Origin of the sequence: Anaerolactibacter massiliensis (genome assembly GCF_900290205.1) — a bacterium.
In the GTDB taxonomy this organism is placed as follows: domain Bacteria; phylum Bacillota_I; class Bacilli_A; order Erysipelotrichales; family Erysipelotrichaceae; genus Bulleidia; species Bulleidia intestinalis.
Window position 1 is genome coordinate 377,167 of record NZ_OLMH01000002.1, and the last position, 21,009, is coordinate 398,175.

A 21,009-nucleotide genomic window follows, 5' to 3' on the forward strand; every position below is an offset into this window, starting at 1 on the left:
AATGGGAGGTACCCGGCCAATGAGAATCGGAATCGTCGGAACGAACTTTGTTTCAGATATGTTCATGAATGGAGCACAGGCAGTTTCAGAGATCACTGTGTCTGCAGTGATCAGCGGACATCGGGAACATGCAGAAGCGTTTGCGGAAAAATACGGAATTTCCCATGTATACGGAAATCTGGAAGAACTGCTGGATTCCGGGGAGATTGACGCAGTCTATCTGGCAGTGCCCAACAGCCTGCATAAGGAAATGGCACTGCAGGTGCTGAAACATGGCATCCCGCTGATCTGCGAGAAGCCGCTGGTGCCGACCCTGGCTGATGCCAGGGAGCTCTATGCGTGTGCTGAGGAACACCATGCGTATCTTCATGATGCGATCGTTCCGCTGTATACCGATCATTTTCAGATTCTGAAGGAGAATCTGGCCAGGGTCGGAAAGATCCGCCATGTCTTCTTCAGCTTCTCGAAGTATTCCAGCCGCTATGATGCATACCTTGCCGGAAAGAATCCGACGACTTTCCGGAATGATCTCTGCAATGGAAGCTGGATGGATCTTGGCGTCTATACCATTGCAGATTTAGTCGGACTATTCGGAAAGCCGCAGTCCCTGCATGCAAGTTCCGTGATGCTGGAATCGGGAGTGGATGGCGCATCCTGCGGAATTCTGAATTACGGATCATTTGATGCGGTGACGATGGTCAGCAAGATTTCCACGTCTTATCAGAATTCCGAGATCCAGGGAGAAGAAGGAACGCTGATCATCGAGAAGCCTTCCCTGATCTCAAAGGTTTATTTCCGCGGGGTTCATTCGGAAGAAACGGAATTGCTGACGAAGGATGATGCAAATTCATTCGGGGATCAGCTGCGCGATTTCGTGACGAATGTCAAAGCAGGAAAGAGCGAGAGCTCGCGGGTTCCGCATGCGCTTTCGCTGGCGGTCATCGAGACGCTGGAACAGTGCAGGAAACAGGCTGGAGTCTATTATCCGAAAGAAGGAAGAACGGAATGAAGGGTTATATCAATGCAGATATCTGGAAGCGCAGGGAAACTGCCTTTCTGATTGAAGATGGCGTGTTTCAGCAGTTCGGAACCGATGAAGAAATCCGCGAGCAACTGTCCTGGCAGGATGAGCTGATTGATCTGAACGGGGCATTCGTGATCCCTGGGTTCACGGATTCGCATATGCATCTATTGGAATACGGGCATTACCTGAACCATGTGCAGCTGGCTGGCTGCAGATCGATCGATGACGTGCTGGCGAGAATCCGCGGCCGTCTTGAGAGTGAAGAGCCGGTCGACTGGATTCTGGCCAGAGGATTCAATGAAGAGGAATTCGATCATCCTGAGATGCCTGATAAGCAGATGCTCGACCATCTCTCACGCAACGTCCCGATCTGTTTGACCAGGGTATGCGGACATAAGATGGTATGCAATTCCAGAGCGCTGGAACTGGCAGGCATTGAAGCCGATTCCGAGATTGAAGGAGGCCGCATCGATTATGAACACGGGCTCCTGGAGGAGACGGCACTCAACGTCATGCATCAGGCATGGCCGAAAGAGACCGTGGATTCCCTGAAGCAGGCAATTCTGAAAGGTGCGTCTGCCGCAAACCGCTATGGCATCACGAGTGTCGGCAGCGATGATTTCCTCTCGGTGACGAAGGACTGGCGCAGCGTTCTCGATGCGTTTCTGCAGCTCAGCTATCAGGAGAAGCTGACGGTCCGCGTCAATGAACAATGCGAGTTTGACAGTCCGGAAGAGCTTGCCGGATTCCTGGATGAAGGCTATACGACGGATGTCGGCGATGATCTGTTCCGGATCGGACCGCTGAAGATGGTGACAGACGGATCGCTTGGCGCAAGGACGGCTGCTCTTTCTGAACCATACAGTGATGCAGAGGACAAGAGAGGATATCCGATCTATACAAAAGCTGAGCTGAGTACGTATCTGGAACTGGCGAACCGCTATAATATGCCTGCCATCTGCCATGCGATCGGAGACAAGGCACTGAATCAGGTGCTGGATCTCTATGAGGATCTGGTGCTGCCAGGCAATCCGCTGCATTACGGGATCGTGCACTGCCAGATCATGACGCCTGAGCAGATTCAGAAAGTTCTGGATCAGAAGCTGGTCTGCTATTTCCAGTCTCTGTTCATCGATTCCGATGCGAAGATTCTGAAGCAGCGGGTCGGAGAGAAGCGGGCTGCTTCTTCGTATCCGTTCCGCACGCTGTATGAAGGAACGATTGCCTGCAATGGCAGCGATGCCCCGGTGGAAACTCCGGATCCTCTGAAGGGAATTCAGCTCGCTGTCACGAGAACTTCCCTGGATGGCAGTGCTTCGATGAATCAGAGTGAATGCATGAGCGTGGAAGAAGCGCTTACCTCCTATACGGAAAAAGGACCGGAAGCGTTCTTCTCCGAACATACCGGGAAGCTGGAACCAGGCTATCATGCAGACTTTGCGGTCCTGGAAAAGAATATTCTGAACATTCCGGCAGAGACGATCAGCCAGGTCCGTGTTCTGAGGACAGTGCTCTCCGGAGAGGAAGTCTATGAAATTCCGCAGAATTGAAGAAAAAGACATTCCGGTATGCCTGGAATGGTACAACTGGTATATCCGCAATTCCAGGGCTACTTTTGAAACGAAGGAACTGACCCTGAAAGAGTTTGCGGACCGGGTTCATCGGGTGACTGCATCCTATCCATGGATTATCCTCGAAGATCCCCAACCGGTCGGCTATGCGTATCTTTCGGCATTCAATGACCGGGCAGCATATGACTGGACGGCAGATGTTTCGATCTATCTCCGGCATGATGCAGGGCATCAAGGCTATGGAACCGCGCTGATGAAGCAGCTGATCCAGATGGCAGAGCAGGATGGCTACAAGCATCTTGTCAGCATCGTCTCGGAGGGCAATACCGCAAGCGAGCATCTTCATGAAGACTGCGGGTTTGAGAAGGCAGCGTTCTTCAGGAACTTCGGCTATAAGCATCATCAGTGGATCGGCGTGACGTATTATGTTCTGACCCTCTCCGATCAGTTTGAAGAGGAACCATCCAAACCGGAGGACTGCGATGTCTGAAGTCATTCTTGCGGGAATCTGCCTGAAAGAAGAGGCCCATGAATTCGCAGGACTGATGGCCGAGTGCAGGGCATTGTGTGCGGCGTGCGGAAGAACGGTTGCGGCAGAAATCACGCAGCAGTCGGATAGCTTCGACCGGAAGACCGCCTTCCGTTCGGGCAAGCTGCAGGAGCTTGCAGCACTCGTGAAAGAGACGGAAGCAGAAGCAGTCGTCTTTGCCAATGATCTCAGCGTAGCCGCAGGCCAGCGGATTGAAGAAGCCTGCGGGGTGCGGGTCATTGATCGTACGGCTCTGATCCTGGATATCTTCTCTCTGCGTTCGCAAAGCCGGCAGGCAAAGCTTCAGGTGGAGATGGCAAGGTTGCAGTATGCGCTTCCGCGGCTCAGCGATCCATCGGAACAGGAATCCCATGAACGCGGCGGTTCCTATCGTTCCAGAGGTTCTGGCGAACAGCGCTCCGCCCAGGTGAAGATCACTTACCGCAAGCGGATCCGTCAGCTTCAGAAGCAGCTGGCGGAACTTGAGAAGCAGAATTGGATGACGGAGAATCGCAGGTCGAAGAGCGAGCTTTCCAGAGTAGCTCTGACAGGTTATACCAATGCTGGCAAGAGCAGTCTGCTCAATGCGATGCTGCGGGAAAATTCCCGAGAAGGCCTGCAGGTTCCGGAAAAAGACATGCTGTTTGCGACCCTTGATACGAGTGTCCGGCAGGTTTCCAGCCAGGGCAGGCAGTTTCTGCTGTATGATACCGTAGGCTTTGTGTCAAAGCTTCCGCATACGCTGATCGATGCCTTTCACAGCACGCTCGATGCGGCCAGGAATGCGGATCTTCTGCTGCATGTGATTGATGCATCGGATCCGCAGTGGGAAGAAAAAGCGCAGGTTACCGAAGAGACTCTGCAGGAAATCGGCGCAGGCGCAATTAAGAGAATCCGGGTGTTCACGAAGAGCGATCTTGGCATTCATCAGGATCTTCCGGAAGGAATCCGGGTTTCTGCAAAGACCATGCAGGGCATTCCGGAACTGATGAAACAGATTGCGGATACGCTGTATCCGGAAGAAGAAACGCTGATCTGCCATCTGCCGTATTCTGCCATGGCATTTCTGGAGGAGCAGCGCAGAATTGTACAGATTGAAATACTGGAAGAAGGGGAGCAGGGACTGAAAGTCCGGGTATCCGGTCCCAGGGTCCGCCTGATCCCGTTCCATGCATACAGGGAGGAAAAAAGATGAATAAGACAGTTTGGGAAAAGTATGACGAAAAAGGAAGGAATCTGATCAGTACCTTTGCAGAGGAATACCGCCAGTTTCTGAGCAAGGTCAAGACGGAACGGGAGTTCGTCTCGGAAGGAAAGAAGATGGCCGAGGAAGCAGGCTTCCGCGATCTGAAATTCGTGACGGGTCCATTGAAGCCAGGCGATCGGGTCTATGCGGTGAACCGGGGCAAGAATCTCTGTCTGTTTGTCATCGGGAATCAGCCGCTGACAGAGGGCATGAATATCCTTGGTGCGCATATCGACAGCCCGCGCATGGATCTCAAGCAGCATCCTCTTTATGAAAAAGACGGACTGGTTCTGCTGGATACGCATTACTACGGCGGCATCAAGAAGTATCAGTGGGTAGCCAGACCGATGGCTCTGCATGGGGTCGTCTGCCGCAAGGATGGCTCGAAGGTAATCGTGAACATCGGCGAGAAGGCAGATGACCCGGTGGTCGGGGTTTCGGATCTTCTGATTCATCTTGCCGCAAAGCAGATGGAGAAGAAAGGCAGCACTGTGGTGGAAGGGGAAGCCCTCAATGTGCTGGCAGGCTCGATTCCGATGGCAGGGGAAGAGAAAGACCCGGTCAGGAAATATCTGCTGGACCTTCTGAAACAGGAATATGACATCGAAGAAGACGACTTCCTCTCCGCAGAGATTGAAGTCGTTCCGGCCGGGGAAGCAAGAGATTACGGACTTGATCGTTCGATGATTCTCGGCTATGGGCATGATGACAGAGTGTGTGCTTATACCAGTCTCAGGGCAATTCTCGAGATGAAGAATCCGGAACGCACTTCCTGCTGCATTCTCACCGATAAGGAAGAAATCGGCAGTGTGGGCGCTACGGGCATGCATTCCAGATGGTTTGAAATGGTCATCACCACGATGCTTGCTCATGCAGGAAAAGCAGATCTTGTGCATCTGAATGAAACTCTGACAAATTCCATGATGCTGAGCAGCGACGTCAGTGCTGCCGTTGACCCGAATTATGAAGATGTCAACGATCTGAAGAATGCGGCTTATTTCGGAAAAGGAATCGTCTTCAATAAGTATACCGGTGCCCGCGGCAAGTCTGGTTCCAATGATGCGAACCCGGAATTCATCGCAAAGGTCCGCAAAGCCATGGAAGACAGTGATGTCATGTTCCAGACTGCAGAGCTCGGCGCAGTGGATGTCGGCGGAGGCGGAACGATCGCTTATATCCTTGCTCAGCTGAACATGGATGTGATGGATGCAGGCATTGCCGTGCAGAACATGCATGCCCCATGCGAGATCGTATCCAAGGCCGATGTCTATGAGGGATACCGTGCATACAAGGCATTCCTCACGAATGTGCATTGATTCCTTATGAATCTGCTTATTCGCCAGAGACTGTTCTCCTGGCTGGACAGCTATGAGGTATATGCGGAGGATGGAACCCCTGTCTACACGATCAAAGGAGAAATGTCTTTCGGCCATCAGCTCAGAATCTATGAACATTCCGGAAGGCCGATCGGATTGGTCAAGGAGGTGCTTCTCTCTTTTCTGCCATCATTCCGCTTCTATCAGAACGGCCGGCAGATCGGAACGCTTCATAGAAAGATGAGCCTGTTCCATCCGCGGTATGAGATTCCCGAACTTGGCTGGAGTGCAGAAGGTGACTTCGTTCAGTGGAATTACACCCTGCGGGATGAAACCGGTCGGGAAGCTGCGGTGATCTCAAAGCAGATTCTGAATCTCACGGATACTTATGTTCTGAGCATCTCTGATCCGAAGAATGCTCTTCTGGTTCTGATGATCGTGCTTGCCATCGATGCAGAGCTCTGCACAGCGGGGAAAGCATCCTGAAAACATATGAACAAGGAAGATCTTGCCAAGGTAATCGCTCTGCGGCATGACCTGCATGCACATCCGGAGCTGTCTCTAGAGGAAGTGCGCACCTGTCAGGTCCTGATGGACTTTGTCCGGCAGCACTCTGACTTTGAGATTGTTTCCTGTCAAGGCTGGTTTTATGCCTTTCGGCATGCAGAGCATCCGCAGACTGGGCCGATTGCGTTCAGGGCAGACATGGATGCCTTGCCAATGGAAGAGACGATCCCGCTTCCCTATGCATCAGAGGTTCCCGGCGTCAGCCATAAATGCGGCCATGACGGACACAGTGCTGCTCTGGCCGGCCTTGCAATGGAGCTTTCCGGAAGGCCGCTTCGCCGAGATGTATATCTGATCTTTCAGCCTGCTGAAGAAATCGGAAAAGGCGGAAAAGTCTGCTCTGCACTTCTGGAAGAGAAGCAGATCCGTGAGGTATATGCATTTCATAACCTCAGCGGCTATCCGGAAGGGGCGGTTGTATTCCGGCATGGCCTTACACAGCCTGCTTCCATGGGGCTTACCCTGTCGTTCGCCGGGAAAACGAGCCATGCGGCAGATCCGGAGCTGGGAATCAATCCTGCCGGAACGCTTGCCCGCCTGGTGCTGTTTCTGGAAGAAGCGTGTCATTCAGAGAACAAGGGTCTGCTGCTTGCAACGGTCGTTCAGATGGAAGCAGGCAGCAGGAACTTCGGAATCTCTGCGGGGAGCGGTTCGCTTTCTGTCACCCTGCGGGCGGAAGCAGAAGCTGAGATGGACCATCTGAAGGACCGTCTCTGCAGCCGGGCTGAGGAACTTGCAGAGGAAAACCATCTCAGACTATCGATTTCAGCCTCTGATCGCTTTCCGGAAACCAGGAATGAGGAGACTTGTCTGAACCGGGTCATTTCTGCTGCAGAACAGAATGGCTATCCGACGATCAATATGCCGGAACTATGGCGTGCCTCCGAAGATTTCGGATGGTATCTGCATCGATGCCCCGGGGCGATGTTTTATCTTGGCAATGGGGAAACCTGGCCACCCCTTCATTCAGCGGCATATGATTTCAACGATCATCTCTTGGAACGGGCAATCCGGATGTTTGAAGGCTTGATCTGAATAAAGGAGAGAACATTGATAAAAATACTATTCGTCTGCCATGGCAGCATGACCATCCGGCCTCGAAAAAACCAGTAAATAAGCCACTTTCAGAGTCCTCAGACCGGAGTTTGACGCCAATTCCGATTCATTTGAAAATTCGAATTTAACAGACTAACAAGTAGGACTTCAAATAACAAAATAACCATTACATAGCGCATCCCGGAAATGATTAGGCGGTCATGAGGGATGCGCTTTTTGTTGGCCGAAGATCCTCCCCGGCCCATTTACATAGCACCACTGAGAAGACTTTTCAAAAAGCCGGATCAGTGGTGCTTTGTCGTTTCCGGAAATTCTTCCGGAGCGAGACTTCTCATCGAATAAGGAGGATCACGATGAAAAAAGAATAGACCATATTAATCAACGGAGTTCGCTATTACGAGAGCAAGCCTGCATGCCGCAAATGCTTTTTCTGGAAGACCCGGAAGGTCGGATGCACTCTTGGAAAGAATAACTGCTATTACCTGGCAAAGGCACCGAAGAAGTCACCCTGCGACGGGCGCTGATATGGACCCTGCGTCACCTTCTGCATAAGAAAGGTCCTTGGACAGGGGAGGTGCCGGCGAATGCGTAAACCAGACGAGAACCTGAACCACTGTAAGAACCTCCGGAAGCTGGAGATCAAGGTGGATCGCAACAAGCAGCCGCCCAAATGCAGCAAATGTCCCTACTATCAGCCGCAGTTCCGCTACAGGTAAGACAGCCAAGTCGATCCTGATTTCTTGCGGTGTAAGACTTGCGGTCTTCGATATTCAGGAGTTCAGAGACCTGACAGCCTATGACGAACTGGAGCTGGATACGCTGGGAGATAAGAAGACAGCGCTGTTTCTGATCATGTTAGATACCGATGCGACGTTCAACTTCCTGATCTCTATGATCTACACCCAGCTCTTCAATCTGCTCTGTGAGAAGGCGGACGATGTATACGGCGGCAGACTTCCAGTCCATGTCCGGTGCCTGATCGATGAGGCAGCCAACATCGGCCAGATTCCTAACCTGGAGAAGCTGATTGCGACGATCCGAAGCAGAGAAATCTCAGCCTGTCTGGTCCTTCAGACCAGATTCCAGCTGAAGTCAATCTATAAGGACAATGCCGATACCATCATTGGTAACTGTGATTCCCAGGTATTCCTTGGTGGACCAGAGCCTACGACATTGAAAGAACTGTCAGAGGCACTAGGGAAGGAAACCATTGATACCTTCAACACCTCGGATACCAGAGGCAACAGCCCGAGCTACGGTATGAACTACCAGAAGCTGGGAAAGGAACTGATGAGCAGAGATGAGCTTGCTGTCATGAATGGCAGCAAGTGTATCCTGCAGCTCCGTGGTGTGAGACCGTTCCTTTCTGACAAGTACGATCTGACCCAGCATCCGAACTATAAGTATACCGGTGACTGTGAAAAGAAGTATCTGTTTGATATTGAGAAGTATCTGAATCACCGGATGAAACTGAAAAAGGACGAGGTCTTCGATGTGATTGAGGCCTGAGGCAGCTTCGGCTGCCTTTACATAGCGGATAACCGCATGTTGCCTGGATGAACGGATCATCAGCCCGGTGCCTGTAGAGGCAGAACAGAAGAGGGCCAGTCATCGACCGGAAACATCAGGTAAAACCTATCTCTCCCGCAAGGGATCTTCATAAGCAGGCCGTGTATGGCATTTTTCAACAGCGCAGTCGGTGTACTGCAGACTCTCGTTGTAGCACTTGGTGCAGGTCTTGGTATCTGGGGAGCAATCAACCTTCTGGAAGGCTACGGCAACGATAATCCCGGCGCGAAGTCCCAGGGTATGAAGCAGTTGATGGCAGGCGGCGGTGTCGCCCTCATCGGCATCACTCTGGTACCACTTCTGTCCGGTCTGTTCGGCTGATCTGCCGACAAAGGATGAAGGTATTTCCTGCATCTTTACATAGCAGGTGACATCCTTGCGGTGTGTATCCGCCTTGTTACAATGAAATCAAGATAGGGACAATCCCACTCCGGAAAGGAAGGTCAGATATGTTTATTCTCAAGCTTATTGCAAAGATCGCATTACTGCCGATGCTGCTTGTTCTCTTAACTCTGCATATTCTTGTGAAGATCAGCCTGAATCTGGCATCCATTGTTGCCGGAGGTCTGATCCTCGTTGTATTTGGCTGTCTCGTCTATGTGATTGTTAAAGCCAGATGGACTGATGTGCTTATTCTTGGACTGATGGAAGCTACAATCGTAGCGGTTACCTTTGGCGCATCGATGATCACTGGACTGTTGGACATGGCCAGTGACAGCCTGGGAAGTTTTTTTCTTTCATAAAAAGCATTTTGTGGATGATTCACTGAACAATGACACAATTGCTTAATGACTAAGTGCTACGATATTAAAAAACTGGCAATTGCGGGCAATGGCGTAAACCCAAAATAAGGGTCTACGCCTTTTCGTGTGCCGGGCATGGCACGTATCTTGGTGGTGAAAGTCCACTGTGGGGGCGATGTCTGCCAACGCCAACCACTAGCCGAACGCCAAGGGTGTCCATCGTGAGGTGGAATCTGAAAGAAGGCATAGGCAAACCTCCGGTCTGAGGAACACGAATCGCATGAGGCAGTCCGAAGTAGGGCGAGTGTGCGAAACAACATAAACCCAATAGCTTGGCGGGAAGAAACTGAAGGATGTAAATGCGGCAGATGTATGGAGGGAAGGATGCGGGTCTTACCCCGGGAGGTCTCATGAACGCATACGTGAGGCGGAGAATGCCGCGCAGCGAAAGCGTAGTAACAACGAATTATGAGAAGTCAGCAGAAGCCATAGTAGGTGGAAACGCCGAAGGGCTGAACAAAACGAGACTTACAAGTTTTCATTGTCGTAGTCGGAAATCTCATAACATCCCGTGTTGAGCTAAAAAGGCTCTTAAGGATGGAAATCCGATGCGCGAAAGGAAGGAGGAAAGTCACAACATGGCAACGAAGCTCATGGAGGAAATCCTAAGTGAAGAAAATCTTGATGCGGCCCGAAAAGCGGTCAAGAGAAACAGAGGATCCTGCGGAGTTGACGGAATGAAGGTGGAGGAACTGGACGAATTCATTCAGGAGTCCGGGAAGGAAATCTGTGACAAAATAAGAAACAGAAAGTACAAACCACTCCCGGTCCGAAGAGTCCAGATACCGAAACCGGACGGAAGTAAACGGGACCTTGGAATTCCAAGTGTGAAAGATCGCTGGATTCAACAGGCGGTCTATCAGGTGCTGAGCCCGATCTTCGAGAAAGAATTCTCGGAGACAAGTTACGGGTTCAGACCGGGAAGACGGTGTGAAAACGCAATCATCAAAGCGCTTGAGTACATGAACGATGGCTATGACTGGATCGTTGATATGGACCTTTCCAAGTTTTTCGATAACGTCAACCAGGACATACTGATGATTTTGGTACATCATGTAATCCACGATCCGGACACAGAATCGCTCATACGGAAAATACTGCAGAGTGGAGTAATGGTGGAGGGAGTCTTTCAGGCAACCGACAGGGGAACTCCGCAGGGAGGCAACCTTAGCCCACTGCTCGCAAACATCTACTTGAACCAGTTCGATAAGGAACTGGAAAGACGCGGACTGCGATACACGAGGTATGCGGACGATGTCATTATCTGCGTGCATAGTGAAGTGGCCGCTAACCGGGTGATGAAATCGGTTGTCAACTGGCTTGAGAAACACCTGAAGGTGCAGGTGAACGCAACAAAAACAAAGGTATGCCGGCCGAATGAGATGAAATATCTCGGCTATAGTTTCTACAACAAGAATGGCTGGAAACCGAAACCACACCTGAAGTCGATCGAAAAGCTGAAGCAGAAACTAAAAGCAGCAACAAGCAGAAGCGAGCCAATGTCGATGGAGGAGAGAATTAGAAAGATCAATCCGATCATACGTGGATGGGTCAATTACTTCCGGATAGCTGACATGAAGAACTGGATGGAGACTGTCGACGGATGGCTGCGGATGCGAATAAGAATCTGCATATGGAAACAATGGAAGACGCCACAGAGAAGACGCTGGGGTCTAAGGAAGCTGGGAGTGCCGGAAGAGAGGGCCTATATGTGGTCGAACAGCCGCAAGGGATACGCGCGCGTCGCGTCAAGCCCAATCATGGCACGCACAGTTACGAAGCCCATACTAGCCAAAAAGGGTCTGCTATCGCTAGCAGACCAGTATGCGTCAGTGCATATCGCATGTTGTTAAGTTTTGAACCGCCGTATGCCGAACGGCACGTACGGTGGTGTGAGAGGTCGGAATTCTCATCATCTGGATGGGATTCCTCCTACTCGATTTTTGCGCTGAGATCTGCTGCGAACAGGCGGAATGTAGTATAGATATATCTTGATAAATAATCTTCTTAATACGCATAATATAAGTATATGTAGTATAGGAAAGGAGGCTGTTATGTTTGTCAAAGTAGTACCTAATAATAAAGGCAGAAAGGGAACTTCCTTTATCTACCTTACTGAGTCTTATCGGGAAGATGGAAAGGTTAAACACCGTACAATCAGAGAACTGGGGCTGTTCGATAATGATCAGGTTCCTTATATTCGCGCAGCTTTCGCGAAAAAGAAACCGCGCCTCGTATACGACGATAATTCCGATTAGTAGTAAAGGATCTTATGGGCCTCAGTAATGTCCTTGAGGCTTTCGCTTCCATCATTCATGATCCATCCCTGTTTGAGGCTGCAAGAATTATCAAGTCCTCTTTTACCAGAGAAGATGGCAAGATGCCTTTGCGTTACCTGCTCAACTATCTCATTTTTCGTCATGGCAGGACTCTGAGCGAAGATATTAACTGTTTCTACAGCGATCTGCGTATTAACGACAGGCCGTCCAAGCAGGCTGTTCTGAAACGGATGTCAATTCTCAATCATGGCGTCTGGCAGAAGATCCAGGAATTATTTCTGGATCGGATTTACCTGACAATGGAAAAGAGAAATTACAAAGGATATCTTCTGATCGCCATAGATGGAACGTTTATAAATCTGCCTGATGATTCATCCCTGGGAGAAACCTTCGGAAGACGGAAGTGCGGATATAAAAATGGAGAAGCTCATTATGGGATACCGCAGGCAAAGGTTTCTATCGCATATGATGTTCTTAACCATATCATCCTTGATTTCAGAGTGGCGCATTGTGATACTTCAGAAATTCCGCTTCTTTTTCAGCATCTTGAAGCGTTGGAATCGGTTCTGAAGAATGATAAGGTCATTCTCCTGGCTGATCGTTACTATGGCAGTGCTGAACTTTTCAAATACTGTGAGATGAAAGGCTGGAAATACCTCGTTCGGGCAAAAAGCAATTTCTTCAGAAAGCAGAGAGCTGAGATCCCGGCAGAATGCAAAGATACATGGCTGACAATTCTGATTGACAGAATATGGCAGAAGCGGATCATACGGCCGGCAATACAGACCTTTATCTCTGAACATCCGGAGATGCGTATCAGACTGCTCAGAAATCATTATGAATACGAAGAAGAGCATACCACCAGCAGTGGAAACAAGATCCGGGTGCCGAAATCCGCAGATACGGAATACTTTACCAATCTGCCTCAGGAGGAATTCTCTCATGATGAAATCGTTAATCTGTATCACAATGACCGATGGGACATTGAGACAGGATATGATATTTTAAAGAATCTGATCGACATTGAAGAGTTCAACAGCGCCCGTGCAAATGTGATCTATAACGAGATAATGTCCCGATTTATTTTCAGCAATCTGAAAAGTCTGCTTTATAACGCTGCTTCTGAAAAAATCCAGAAAGACAAAGAGCATCTCATCAACAATAAAAACATCATTGAAAAGTGCCATTCATCGTCATTTGTGCGGGCATTCTTCAAGAAGAAGTTTTCGCTGAAATATGCCTGTTCATGTATAAAAGAGTGCAGCAGGTTTAAAGTAATGGTTCGCGGGGACCGGCATCTGAAACGCTGGGACAAATTCAAAGGGAAGATCAACAATACCAGGCACCGTCTTGATGGAAGACGAAATCCCCCTCTGAAAATAACAAAAGCTGGAATCATGACTTCCAACCATTGATTCCAGCCGTAGTATAGAGGCAGCTCCTCTGTATCTGATTCTAATCCCGATAAGGCTCTGAATACATATTAAAAATTTACGATTCTTTTCCTGACAGGGGCTTTTTTGCGCTTGCGAAAGCTGCAGCTTCCTCTCTTGCGACCAATAAGAAAATAAGGCGTGAACCTTGAATTGGGTTTACGCCATTGCTGGCAATTGCGGGATTGTCATTGAATATCTGGAGGGGTTAAATGCTTTTAGAAACAACATTAATTGAACTTGCTAAGGCAGGTGGTACTGATATTTTTCTATCTTCTGGAGCTAATTTACTTCGGAAGGTAAAGAAAACAAAAGATATCAAGAAACTCTTTATCGGTACTGGAGAGTTCTTTTTGGGGTATGAGAATAATGGGGCTGCTTTGTTTGATGACATGGCTAATGTGTTATCAAATGAAAATATGGTTAAGTTGGCAAACGAACTAAAGGAGGAGCCTGGATATAATTTAAGAGACAAGTTAACCAACTCTCTTCTGCATATTATGAGGCAATATGAGATTCCACATGACATTGCACTTTCATATGCAGATGCCATACTTTATGCGATCATTGAGCAACTTCCGGAAGTGGCACCTGAGAAATATGACAGAGTATATTTAGCAAGTTGGAAATCAGAACAGGAGAAAAGTTTCAGGGAACTAAATGATAGAATCAAAAGAATAACTGATGAACTTGCAATATACCAGAATCGTCAAATAGAAATATTGTCAGCTGATGCTGTTGACATGCAATTACGAAGAGAAACCAAGAATCCAAGTATTGGATTTGAATTCTTTGATGTTGACGACGATGTATTTAAGACTGCTCTGTTAGAGAAAAAACATAATGAGGTTATTTGCATTAAGTCAAGATGCATAGAAGAGGCCGTATACTCAACCATTAATGAGCTTTGGAAGCAGGGGGAGAAACGCCCGGTTTTCTTGGTAAAGAATGAAGATGATTGGAAACGGCTAGAACAGATTCATAGTACAGGAAATGTGTATGTAGCTTGGTTCTATGCTGACCAGATTGTTGCAATACCAAATAATACTAATGTCTTCTTTTTTACAGAAAGGAAGCCGAGTTTCTGTAAAGAAGAAATTATTCTACGACCTCGAACATATTCGACAATTGCAGCAGCTTTACAGCGGTTTGGAATGGGAATAAATGAAGCTCATGCTTTAGTGTCAGAAACTCATGGATTGTATATGCCAATGAAAAAGAAAATTTTCAATGGTGCATACTTAAAAGAACCAGGGTGGTTAAGTGCATTACCGGTTCGAGTTAAAGAAACTGCATTGCTTGTAGGGCAGTGGACTGAGTGTGAGGGTGATAAAGCAGTTATTGAATGCTTAAGCGGAATCTCGTATTCAGATTTTATCAGTACTATTAAAGAATTTTCAAAAGACGAGGATCCTTTTGTCCATATAGTTGATGTAAATTCTACCAAAGAGTACTATCTCGCGAGTGTTGAGAATTGTTGGGATTATATCGATGTTGAGATTGATAGTGAGATTTGGAAGCAATTGTTACCGCTAAATCAAAATGTCCAGAATCTGATCTGATCATATGTCCGGAAACTGCTCATCTTGGTGACTTTGAATGAATCTCAGAATTGATAAAACCCGGTTTTCCGGGCTTTACTGTTCTATCTGGATCTTTTCTTGATAGCTTCACGATAAATATTCGGATGATCACGTGTCATCTTTCCGGAAGCGTACTTCCTCATTTCTCGAATGTATCCGGCTTCATCAAATGGATCATTTCCACAGTAGAATTCTCGGACATAACTGTCATATGAGATCGGCACGATCTGTGGGTAAAGTGCTCTGAAAATATCATCCTTCAGCCCGTCTCTGTACTCCGGCTTGATATAACGCATTAATAATCTTCTCAGAGCTACAATTTCCAGATTCTGGTCTTTGATTGAATCAATCAGATCATCGATAAGCATCTGATACATAATGTTATCCCGGTTGTATTCTTTGCAGATTTTCGTATCCGGGCAATATTCGCATATGCCGTGGCATTCAATAGTTTCAGTCATGGTTTTCTCCGAAAGTTAGCATTTCATGCTGAATTACGTGCTGGACAATGTGCTCATCAATAAGACGCTGCCGCTGCTGACCTGCATAGGTAAGACACTTTTCACAGACTCGGTTAATGATCCTCGGGATTCCGGTTGAGGACTTGCAGATTTCTTCTACAGCTTTTTCTGTAAACAGCGGATTATTGACTCCTGCATAATGCAGATTGGAATCGATATACATCTGTGTCTGAGACAGATCCAGATGCGGAAGAATGCAGGTAATATCGATTCTCTGCCGTATTGCGGCATATCGCTTATATCGCAGCTTCTGATCCCATAGTTCATTCTGACCGACAAGAATCAATGCCATCTGGCTCTCAGAATCAAAGGAAGAGTTCAAGAGGAACCGAAATTCTTCCAGCGTCTCTTTCTCCAGCAGATGAGCTTCATCAAGAACGCAGACGACTTTCCTGTGCTCTTTTGTACGGATGATTTCAATCTGCTTCTGAAGCAGCCTCTTTGCGTCTCCTCTGTAAAAACCTGCTTCAAGCCCAAGCTGATCCAGAAGACTTTTGTACAGCCATTTCGGTGTCAGCTTGGAATCAGAAACATAAAGAAGAAGGTATTTGTCTTTTGGGAGATTGTCATTGAATCTGCGGATCAGAGTTGATTTCCCGCATCCTGCATCGGAAGTCAGTACTGCAAACAGCTGCCGATCTGCCGCATAGTTCAGCCTGGCGAACGCTTCAGCCATTGCCGGAGATTCATACAATTCTTCAGAAGGGATATTTCTGACAAACGGAGTCTGCTTCATTTCATAGAATGCTTCATACATGATCAGTCGCCATCCTTTCTGTAGCTGCTGTAGGAAATTGCGTCCGCAAGCTTAGTCTGAGACTCTTGATATTTCTTTTCGATTACATCCAGGAATCGTGACGTATCAGGCACGGAATCTGTCATGGATTCCGGAAGTGCAGGATCTTTGGAACAATATGGGCCAATGGTAACTGGTTTGGCAATAAAAGGTTCCAGATCCTTATAATGAACTGTGATATCAGTATCTTTCTTCGGATCATAGCTGATCTCAATCTTTGCGCCGATCAGAGATGCCCCGACTTCATACGATCTGCCTTTGACACTGATCAGTCCGCCCGGATTTACGGTTCGTTTATCATGAAACAGGAATGCTTCACCAACTTTATCTTTATCGATAAAGACAAGCTGACGGGAGTCACGATTCCATTCCTGAAGTGGCGTGATGCCTTCTGGTGGTACCGGACGATTCAGAGAAAGATAATATTCCCTGATGCCTTCATGCGGCCTTTTGTGATAGTATTCATCGACAAAAATCTTCCATAGCCGATTGATCTCAGCCAGGTTGTCTATTTTCTTCAGTTTGATCTCGGCAATGAATTGATCTACGGTCTGATGAAAGCGTTCGATTACGCCTTTGCTTTTCCCGCTATATGGCTTCGCACGAATCAGATGAATCCCAATTTTTGCGCAGCTGATCCTCAGCTGTTTTGAAACATATACACTGCCATTATCTGTGTAGCATTTGTCAAAAGTTCCATGGTTCAATACTGCTTTCCGGAAAACATCAACTACCGCATACTCATCTTCCTTCTCATACCACTCACTTGCGAGAATATATCTGGAATGATCATCTATGATTGATGACAGATATGCGGTCTTCTTTGATCCATCTGCAGTGAATATGATGCCGACTCCATATTTGATATCCGCCTGGGCAAGCATCATCCGATGCGGCTTGCAGAATCGTTTTACCGCAGTCTGGCTTTTCTGATCTTCACGGTATTTCTTCATCTGCTTCTCTCCGAATCCTGCCGCATATAGATATCGCTGCAGAGTGGATCTCTTCAGCACTCCTTCCGGAGCTTTTTCTTCTCCCTCTAGAATGGTAATGATCTGATTAACAGATCTAGTAGGCACCTCCTTCTTCAGGATGATTGCCTCCTGCACGAACTCGTGATAGTTTTCCGGAAGACGGCGATCTAATGATCCTTTTCGTGACTTTGGCTTCAGACCCGAAAAGCCTTTACTTCGAAAGGCTGATTCATATCGCCGGATTGTCTTTACGGATACGCCATTATCATCGGCAATCGTTCTACGGGTCGCTGTTTTCTTGGCAGAGTCCAGGGCCTGATCCATCAAAGGGGCAATCATCTGAAACCTTCTCAGTGCCTCTGCATCCTGCCAATCCTCGGTTTTCTGGCTGCTCATTGTGATCCTCCTTTTGAAAAGAGGATATCCCAGATCTCGAAAGACAGCTTGACAGAACAGGTGTGTCACCCCTAGGCAGAGAAGAACCGAAATTGATGATGGCACGATAGATTTCTGAAAGCCATCCTCCAATGCGTTTCCTGAAGTGTTCGAGTAATGAAACGGCTCCATTCCGGAGGCTCGATCCGGACGAGTCAAAGTGTGAAACGATGGAATTCAGGTTTCCATCAATCTGCTGTTTGTTTTCTTCTTCCCATGTTTTCCAGCGCTGGAAGGTTCGCTCACAGGGGTATTCTCCTATATCAGAATCTCCAAAGTGTATGGCTTCATCAATTGCCTCTTCAATGATGATGGATTCATATCTTCGAAAAGGAATACAGAAGTCCGGCAATTCTCTATGGATACGATTGCACGAAGAATTTGAACATTTAAGACGCCTGATGATATAGGTCGAAACACTTCCATTTGTGTCTTTCACTTTACGCCTTACTGAATCACGAACCAGAAGATCTGACTGACATACAGGACAAACGCAGGTTTCATTACTCCTGATTAAAAAGGCTTTCTTCTCCGGCAACGACTTCTATATCAAAATCTGTTATAATGACCATGGTTTTGATACCAGGTCCCAGAGTCTTTGTTGTCTAAGCAAATTGTGGCTCTGGGACTTTTCCTTTCTCAGTTAAGGCCATTATAAAGAGCAGCCCATGGACAAACAACCTGAGCTGCTAATAGACATAATATTAGAGGCGTAACAAGCAATTCCAAGGGATATTTATCGAAGTAATTAATGAGTCTGAAAAGCTTTTTAATTATTCAGCTCAAGAAAAGCTGATGGCTCAGTTTAAAGGTGAAAGGCTTTTCTGGTCATCGATCATCAGGAAAGGTATGATTCGTAGCCTTATAATGAAAGCCTTTTATAAAAATGATAGACAATGTCAAGAAAAACTAGACATTCTTATAGAAAAGGTACTGGACTATATTCAAACGGCAGACCAATGGCATTATCTATCTCATTTTTTTGTCGATTTGTGTGAAGTATCACCTAAGGCAGTGCTGGAAAAGTTATCCCTTGAAAAGAGTGCATCAACAGGCTTGTTTGAGCTGTTCGAAAATCAGTCGGCAGATTTCATTTTTGGGCGTAATGATTATATTGAGATACTGTGGGGAATTGAGGAACTTCTTGTTCAACGAGAATATGCAGCGTCTGCCTTGGAATGGTTATTATATCTTGATAGTCTGTCATATGATTACAAATCTAATAATCCCAAAGATATTTTGAATAAGGTTTTTTGCACTTGGTATAACTTTTCAGCATTTTCTACCAGTGGTGAAAAAATAAGAGTTGCCTCTAAAGCCATAAGTAGCGATAAGAATGCATGGAATATTATATTTGAAGCACTTCCAACGAATCATCCTAGTATCTGGGGGGCATTGAACCATCCTCAGTATAGAGAGCACATGGAAGAACGTTCTACAGATACAAGAGAAATGCAACAAACCAATAGGGGATACTTGAAGCTGTTGATTTCTCATACTGAATTTTCTCCAGACAGATGGAATAAAATGCTCAGTATATTCCATGAAGTTGATGATAACTTGAGAAAATCTATTATTGATAGACTTCAATTTGAGCTGTCTCAGATGGATGACTCTGAGAAAATATTGATTAAGGATTATATTAGAAAGCTCATATACAAGCATAGATATTTTGCATCCGCAGAATGGGCTATGGGTGAGGAAAGAATTGAGGAGCTCCTTGGTGTACTGGACATGATTTCCGTTTCGTGTCCTGAGTACGATTACGAATATTATTTTAGACCTGCTTATGATGGGGTGATTATGGATCCTGTTCCATATGACGAAGATGATAAAAGAGAGTCGAATGAACAGAAAACAAAGGAACTTTACAAGTCTAAGATTCAGGAGATTAAAGAAAAACACATTAATCTGAAATTGCTTTCAGAGTTATGTGCTCATGGTGACAGATCGACTCTTGGCAGCGTTATGTCAGAATACTGGGATGGTATTAATTTTGACAAGAATGTGTTTATTGCATTATTTGAATCCGAAGAAAAGCACATTATGGCTACTGATTATGTCGAGGGTTTGGCGAGAAAAGGAGTTGATGTATTTCATTCAGTTACAGCGTTGTCAGATCAGATAAAGATTCCAGATAGCTACCTGACTACATTGTATAGAATAGAGTCTGTATATACCGAAGGAACACCTCTTATCGACAAGGAAACAACAGAAATGAAACGCAGTTTCTGGAAAGATTTTCGGTGGTGTTCAATCAGAAATATGGATTGGGCAATTCATGAGTGCAGTAAATATGGAACGGTGAATACTTACGTAAACCTGCTATACAGTTATAGCAGGGAACTGAAGCCTACACTGGAACAGCTTTATGACAGATTCATTTATATCGATACAATGGAGCGAGGAAACATAGATTCCATGACGGACTATTACTTGAAAGAACTGCTAAAACCATTGCAGGCAGCGTTTATAAATGATGAAACAAGAAGTGCAAAACTAGCCCATGTTGAAATGAACTTCTTTTATGTTTTGGATTGGGAAGACATGAGATGTTTCCAACAAGAGATAAAACATGAACCAGAGTTGTACGCAGAGATGGCATCGATAATCTTTCGTCGGGAAGGAGAGACTTCACAAGATAATTTAAGCCAGGAAAATCAACAATTGGTCCAAGTTATTTATAGATTATATGATAAAGCCAAGTTTTGTCCGGGCGAGGAAGATGGGCATGTTCACTATTCAGATCTTGAAAAATGGGTTGAGAGATTTCTAATTCTACTTACCTCTAATAATCAAAAGGATTTATTCGGCATGCTATTGGGAAGACTATTTGCCTATGCTCCCGTAGGAGAAGATGGTTATTATCCATGCGAAGAAGTTAGGGAAATAATCGAGAAAGTAGCAGATAAGTCGCTTCTGGAAGAGTATGAGTGTGAGCTATTCAATAAACGTGGATTATTCACGCCAACCGCCGGAAGAGAAGAGAGAGACATGGCGAATGATTATTTGAAAACAGCAGATTACCTTTGCACACTTTATCCTAAAACAGCAGAAATTTTCTATGCCATGTATCGTAGATACACTCATGATTCGGAGTGGGAAAGAAAAAGAGCTGAAAACGGACTTTTTTAAGACAATAAAGGCCGGGTGCTTCGAGCAGGCGAAAGCTACCGCAATGACGGCCGTGACGATTACCGTTACACCGATGCCTTAGGAAAGCGCAGATGTGTTTACGCAGAAACGCTGGTTGAACTGCGAAAAAAGGAAGACAAAATCAATGCCGCAAAGGCCGCGAATATTAACT

19 protein-coding genes and 2 pseudogenes are annotated in these 21,009 nt (G+C 46.7%); 17 read left to right on the forward strand and 4 right to left on the reverse strand.

Annotation, left to right across the window (positions count from 1 at the left end):
* Positions 1–19: 19 nt before the first annotated feature.
* The 15 genes and pseudogenes from C7E00_RS05385 (at position 20) to C7E00_RS05455 (ending at position 14,955) form a co-directional block, all read left to right on the forward strand.
* A complete protein-coding gene (locus C7E00_RS05385; protein WP_167836477.1) occupies positions 20–1,009 on the forward strand; it encodes a Gfo/Idh/MocA family protein in 990 nt (329 codons plus the stop codon).
* The gene (locus C7E00_RS05390) at positions 1,006–2,574 is read left to right on the forward strand and encodes an amidohydrolase (protein ID WP_105303319.1); all 1,569 of its coding nucleotides are present in this window, start codon (positions 1,006–1,008) and stop codon (positions 2,572–2,574) included. The genes C7E00_RS05385 and C7E00_RS05390 overlap by 4 nt, the downstream gene beginning before the upstream one ends.
* Positions 2,555–3,085: a GNAT family N-acetyltransferase gene (locus C7E00_RS05395; RefSeq protein ID WP_105303320.1), complete on the forward strand. Its 531-nt coding sequence runs from the start codon at positions 2,555–2,557 to the stop codon at positions 3,083–3,085. The genes C7E00_RS05390 and C7E00_RS05395 overlap by 20 nt, the downstream gene beginning before the upstream one ends.
* Complete coding sequence (gene hflX / locus C7E00_RS05400; RefSeq protein WP_105303321.1) at positions 3,078–4,319, forward strand: GTPase HflX; 1,242 nt, start codon at positions 3,078–3,080, stop codon at positions 4,317–4,319. The genes C7E00_RS05395 and hflX overlap by 8 nt, the downstream gene beginning before the upstream one ends.
* A complete protein-coding gene (locus tag C7E00_RS05405; protein ID WP_105303322.1) occupies positions 4,316–5,686 on the forward strand; it encodes an aminopeptidase in 1,371 nt (456 codons plus the stop codon). Before hflX ends, C7E00_RS05405 begins: the two co-directional genes overlap by 4 nt.
* A gap of 6 nt (positions 5,687–5,692) precedes the next feature.
* Positions 5,693–6,172 carry an LURP-one-related/scramblase family protein gene (locus C7E00_RS05410; RefSeq protein ID WP_105303323.1) on the forward strand — a complete coding sequence of 160 codons (480 nt, stop codon included), beginning with the start codon at positions 5,693–5,695 and terminating at the stop codon, positions 6,170–6,172.
* 6 nt (positions 6,173–6,178) lie between these two features.
* Positions 6,179–7,288, forward strand: coding sequence for a M20 metallopeptidase family protein (locus C7E00_RS05415; RefSeq protein WP_105303324.1), 1,110 nt, complete (start codon positions 6,179–6,181; stop codon positions 7,286–7,288).
* Positions 7,289–7,893: 605 nt separating this feature from the next.
* Positions 7,894–8,025 (forward strand): hypothetical protein, encoded by a 132-nt coding sequence (locus C7E00_RS16615; protein ID WP_275656052.1) that lies wholly within the window; start codon positions 7,894–7,896, stop codon positions 8,023–8,025.
* A pseudogene (locus C7E00_RS05420) lies at positions 8,015–8,818 on the forward strand (VirD4-like conjugal transfer protein, CD1115 family); the annotation flags it as partial. The gene C7E00_RS16615 and the pseudogene C7E00_RS05420, both read left to right, overlap by 11 nt.
* Positions 8,819–8,983: 165 nt before the next feature.
* Positions 8,984–9,199, forward strand: a complete 216-nt coding sequence (locus C7E00_RS05425; RefSeq protein WP_021633195.1) for a Maff2 family mobile element protein — start codon at positions 8,984–8,986, stop codon at positions 9,197–9,199.
* A gap of 128 nt (positions 9,200–9,327) precedes the next feature.
* Positions 9,328–9,621 carry a hypothetical protein gene (locus C7E00_RS05430; RefSeq protein ID WP_105303326.1) on the forward strand — a complete coding sequence of 98 codons (294 nt, stop codon included), beginning with the start codon at positions 9,328–9,330 and terminating at the stop codon, positions 9,619–9,621.
* 638 nt (positions 9,622–10,259) lie between these two features.
* Positions 10,260–11,534, forward strand: coding sequence for a group II intron reverse transcriptase/maturase (ltrA, locus tag C7E00_RS05440; protein WP_167836478.1), 1,275 nt, complete (start codon positions 10,260–10,262; stop codon positions 11,532–11,534).
* A 201-nt stretch (positions 11,535–11,735) separates the two neighbouring features.
* Complete coding sequence (locus C7E00_RS05445) at positions 11,736–11,939, forward strand: 2-C-methyl-D-erythritol 4-phosphate cytidylyltransferase (protein ID WP_105303066.1); 204 nt, start codon at positions 11,736–11,738, stop codon at positions 11,937–11,939.
* Between the two features lie 14 nt (positions 11,940–11,953).
* Positions 11,954–13,375 carry an IS4 family transposase gene (locus tag C7E00_RS05450; RefSeq protein WP_105303065.1) on the forward strand — a complete coding sequence of 474 codons (1,422 nt, stop codon included), beginning with the start codon at positions 11,954–11,956 and terminating at the stop codon, positions 13,373–13,375.
* A 230-nt stretch (positions 13,376–13,605) separates the two neighbouring features.
* Positions 13,606–14,955 (forward strand): hypothetical protein, encoded by a 1,350-nt coding sequence (locus C7E00_RS05455; protein ID WP_105303329.1) that lies wholly within the window; start codon positions 13,606–13,608, stop codon positions 14,953–14,955.
* An 83-nt stretch (positions 14,956–15,038) separates the two neighbouring features.
* Here C7E00_RS05455 and C7E00_RS05460 read toward each other — a convergent pair whose 3' ends face one another.
* From C7E00_RS05460 to C7E00_RS16760, 4 genes are read right to left on the reverse strand one after another with little or no spacing between them, the layout of a single operon-like run.
* Positions 15,039–15,437 (reverse strand): hypothetical protein, encoded by a 399-nt coding sequence (locus C7E00_RS05460; protein WP_105303330.1) that lies wholly within the window; start codon positions 15,435–15,437, stop codon positions 15,039–15,041.
* Positions 15,430–16,254 carry an ExeA family protein gene (locus tag C7E00_RS05465; RefSeq protein WP_105303331.1) on the reverse strand — a complete coding sequence of 275 codons (825 nt, stop codon included), beginning with the start codon at positions 16,252–16,254 and terminating at the stop codon, positions 15,430–15,432. The genes C7E00_RS05460 and C7E00_RS05465 overlap by 8 nt, the downstream gene beginning before the upstream one ends.
* Positions 16,255–16,256: 2 nt before the next feature.
* A complete protein-coding gene (locus tag C7E00_RS05470; protein WP_105303332.1) occupies positions 16,257–17,663 on the reverse strand; it encodes a DDE-type integrase/transposase/recombinase in 1,407 nt (468 codons plus the stop codon).
* On the reverse strand, positions 17,548–18,240 hold the full coding sequence (locus C7E00_RS16760; protein ID WP_420808593.1) for a DUF6431 domain-containing protein: 693 nt from the start codon (positions 18,238–18,240) through the stop codon (positions 17,548–17,550). The genes C7E00_RS05470 and C7E00_RS16760 overlap by 116 nt, the downstream gene beginning before the upstream one ends.
* A gap of 257 nt (positions 18,241–18,497) precedes the next feature.
* Here C7E00_RS16760 and C7E00_RS05475 point away from each other — a divergent pair, with 257 nt between their 5' ends.
* Together C7E00_RS05475 and C7E00_RS16665 are read left to right on the forward strand one after the other, a co-directional pair.
* Complete coding sequence (locus C7E00_RS05475) at positions 18,498–20,837, forward strand: hypothetical protein (protein WP_105303333.1); 2,340 nt, start codon at positions 18,498–18,500, stop codon at positions 20,835–20,837.
* A gap of 12 nt (positions 20,838–20,849) precedes the next feature.
* A pseudogene (locus C7E00_RS16665) lies at positions 20,850–20,969 on the forward strand (integrase DNA-binding domain-containing protein); the annotation flags it as partial.
* Between the last annotated feature and the right edge of the window lie 40 nt (positions 20,970–21,009).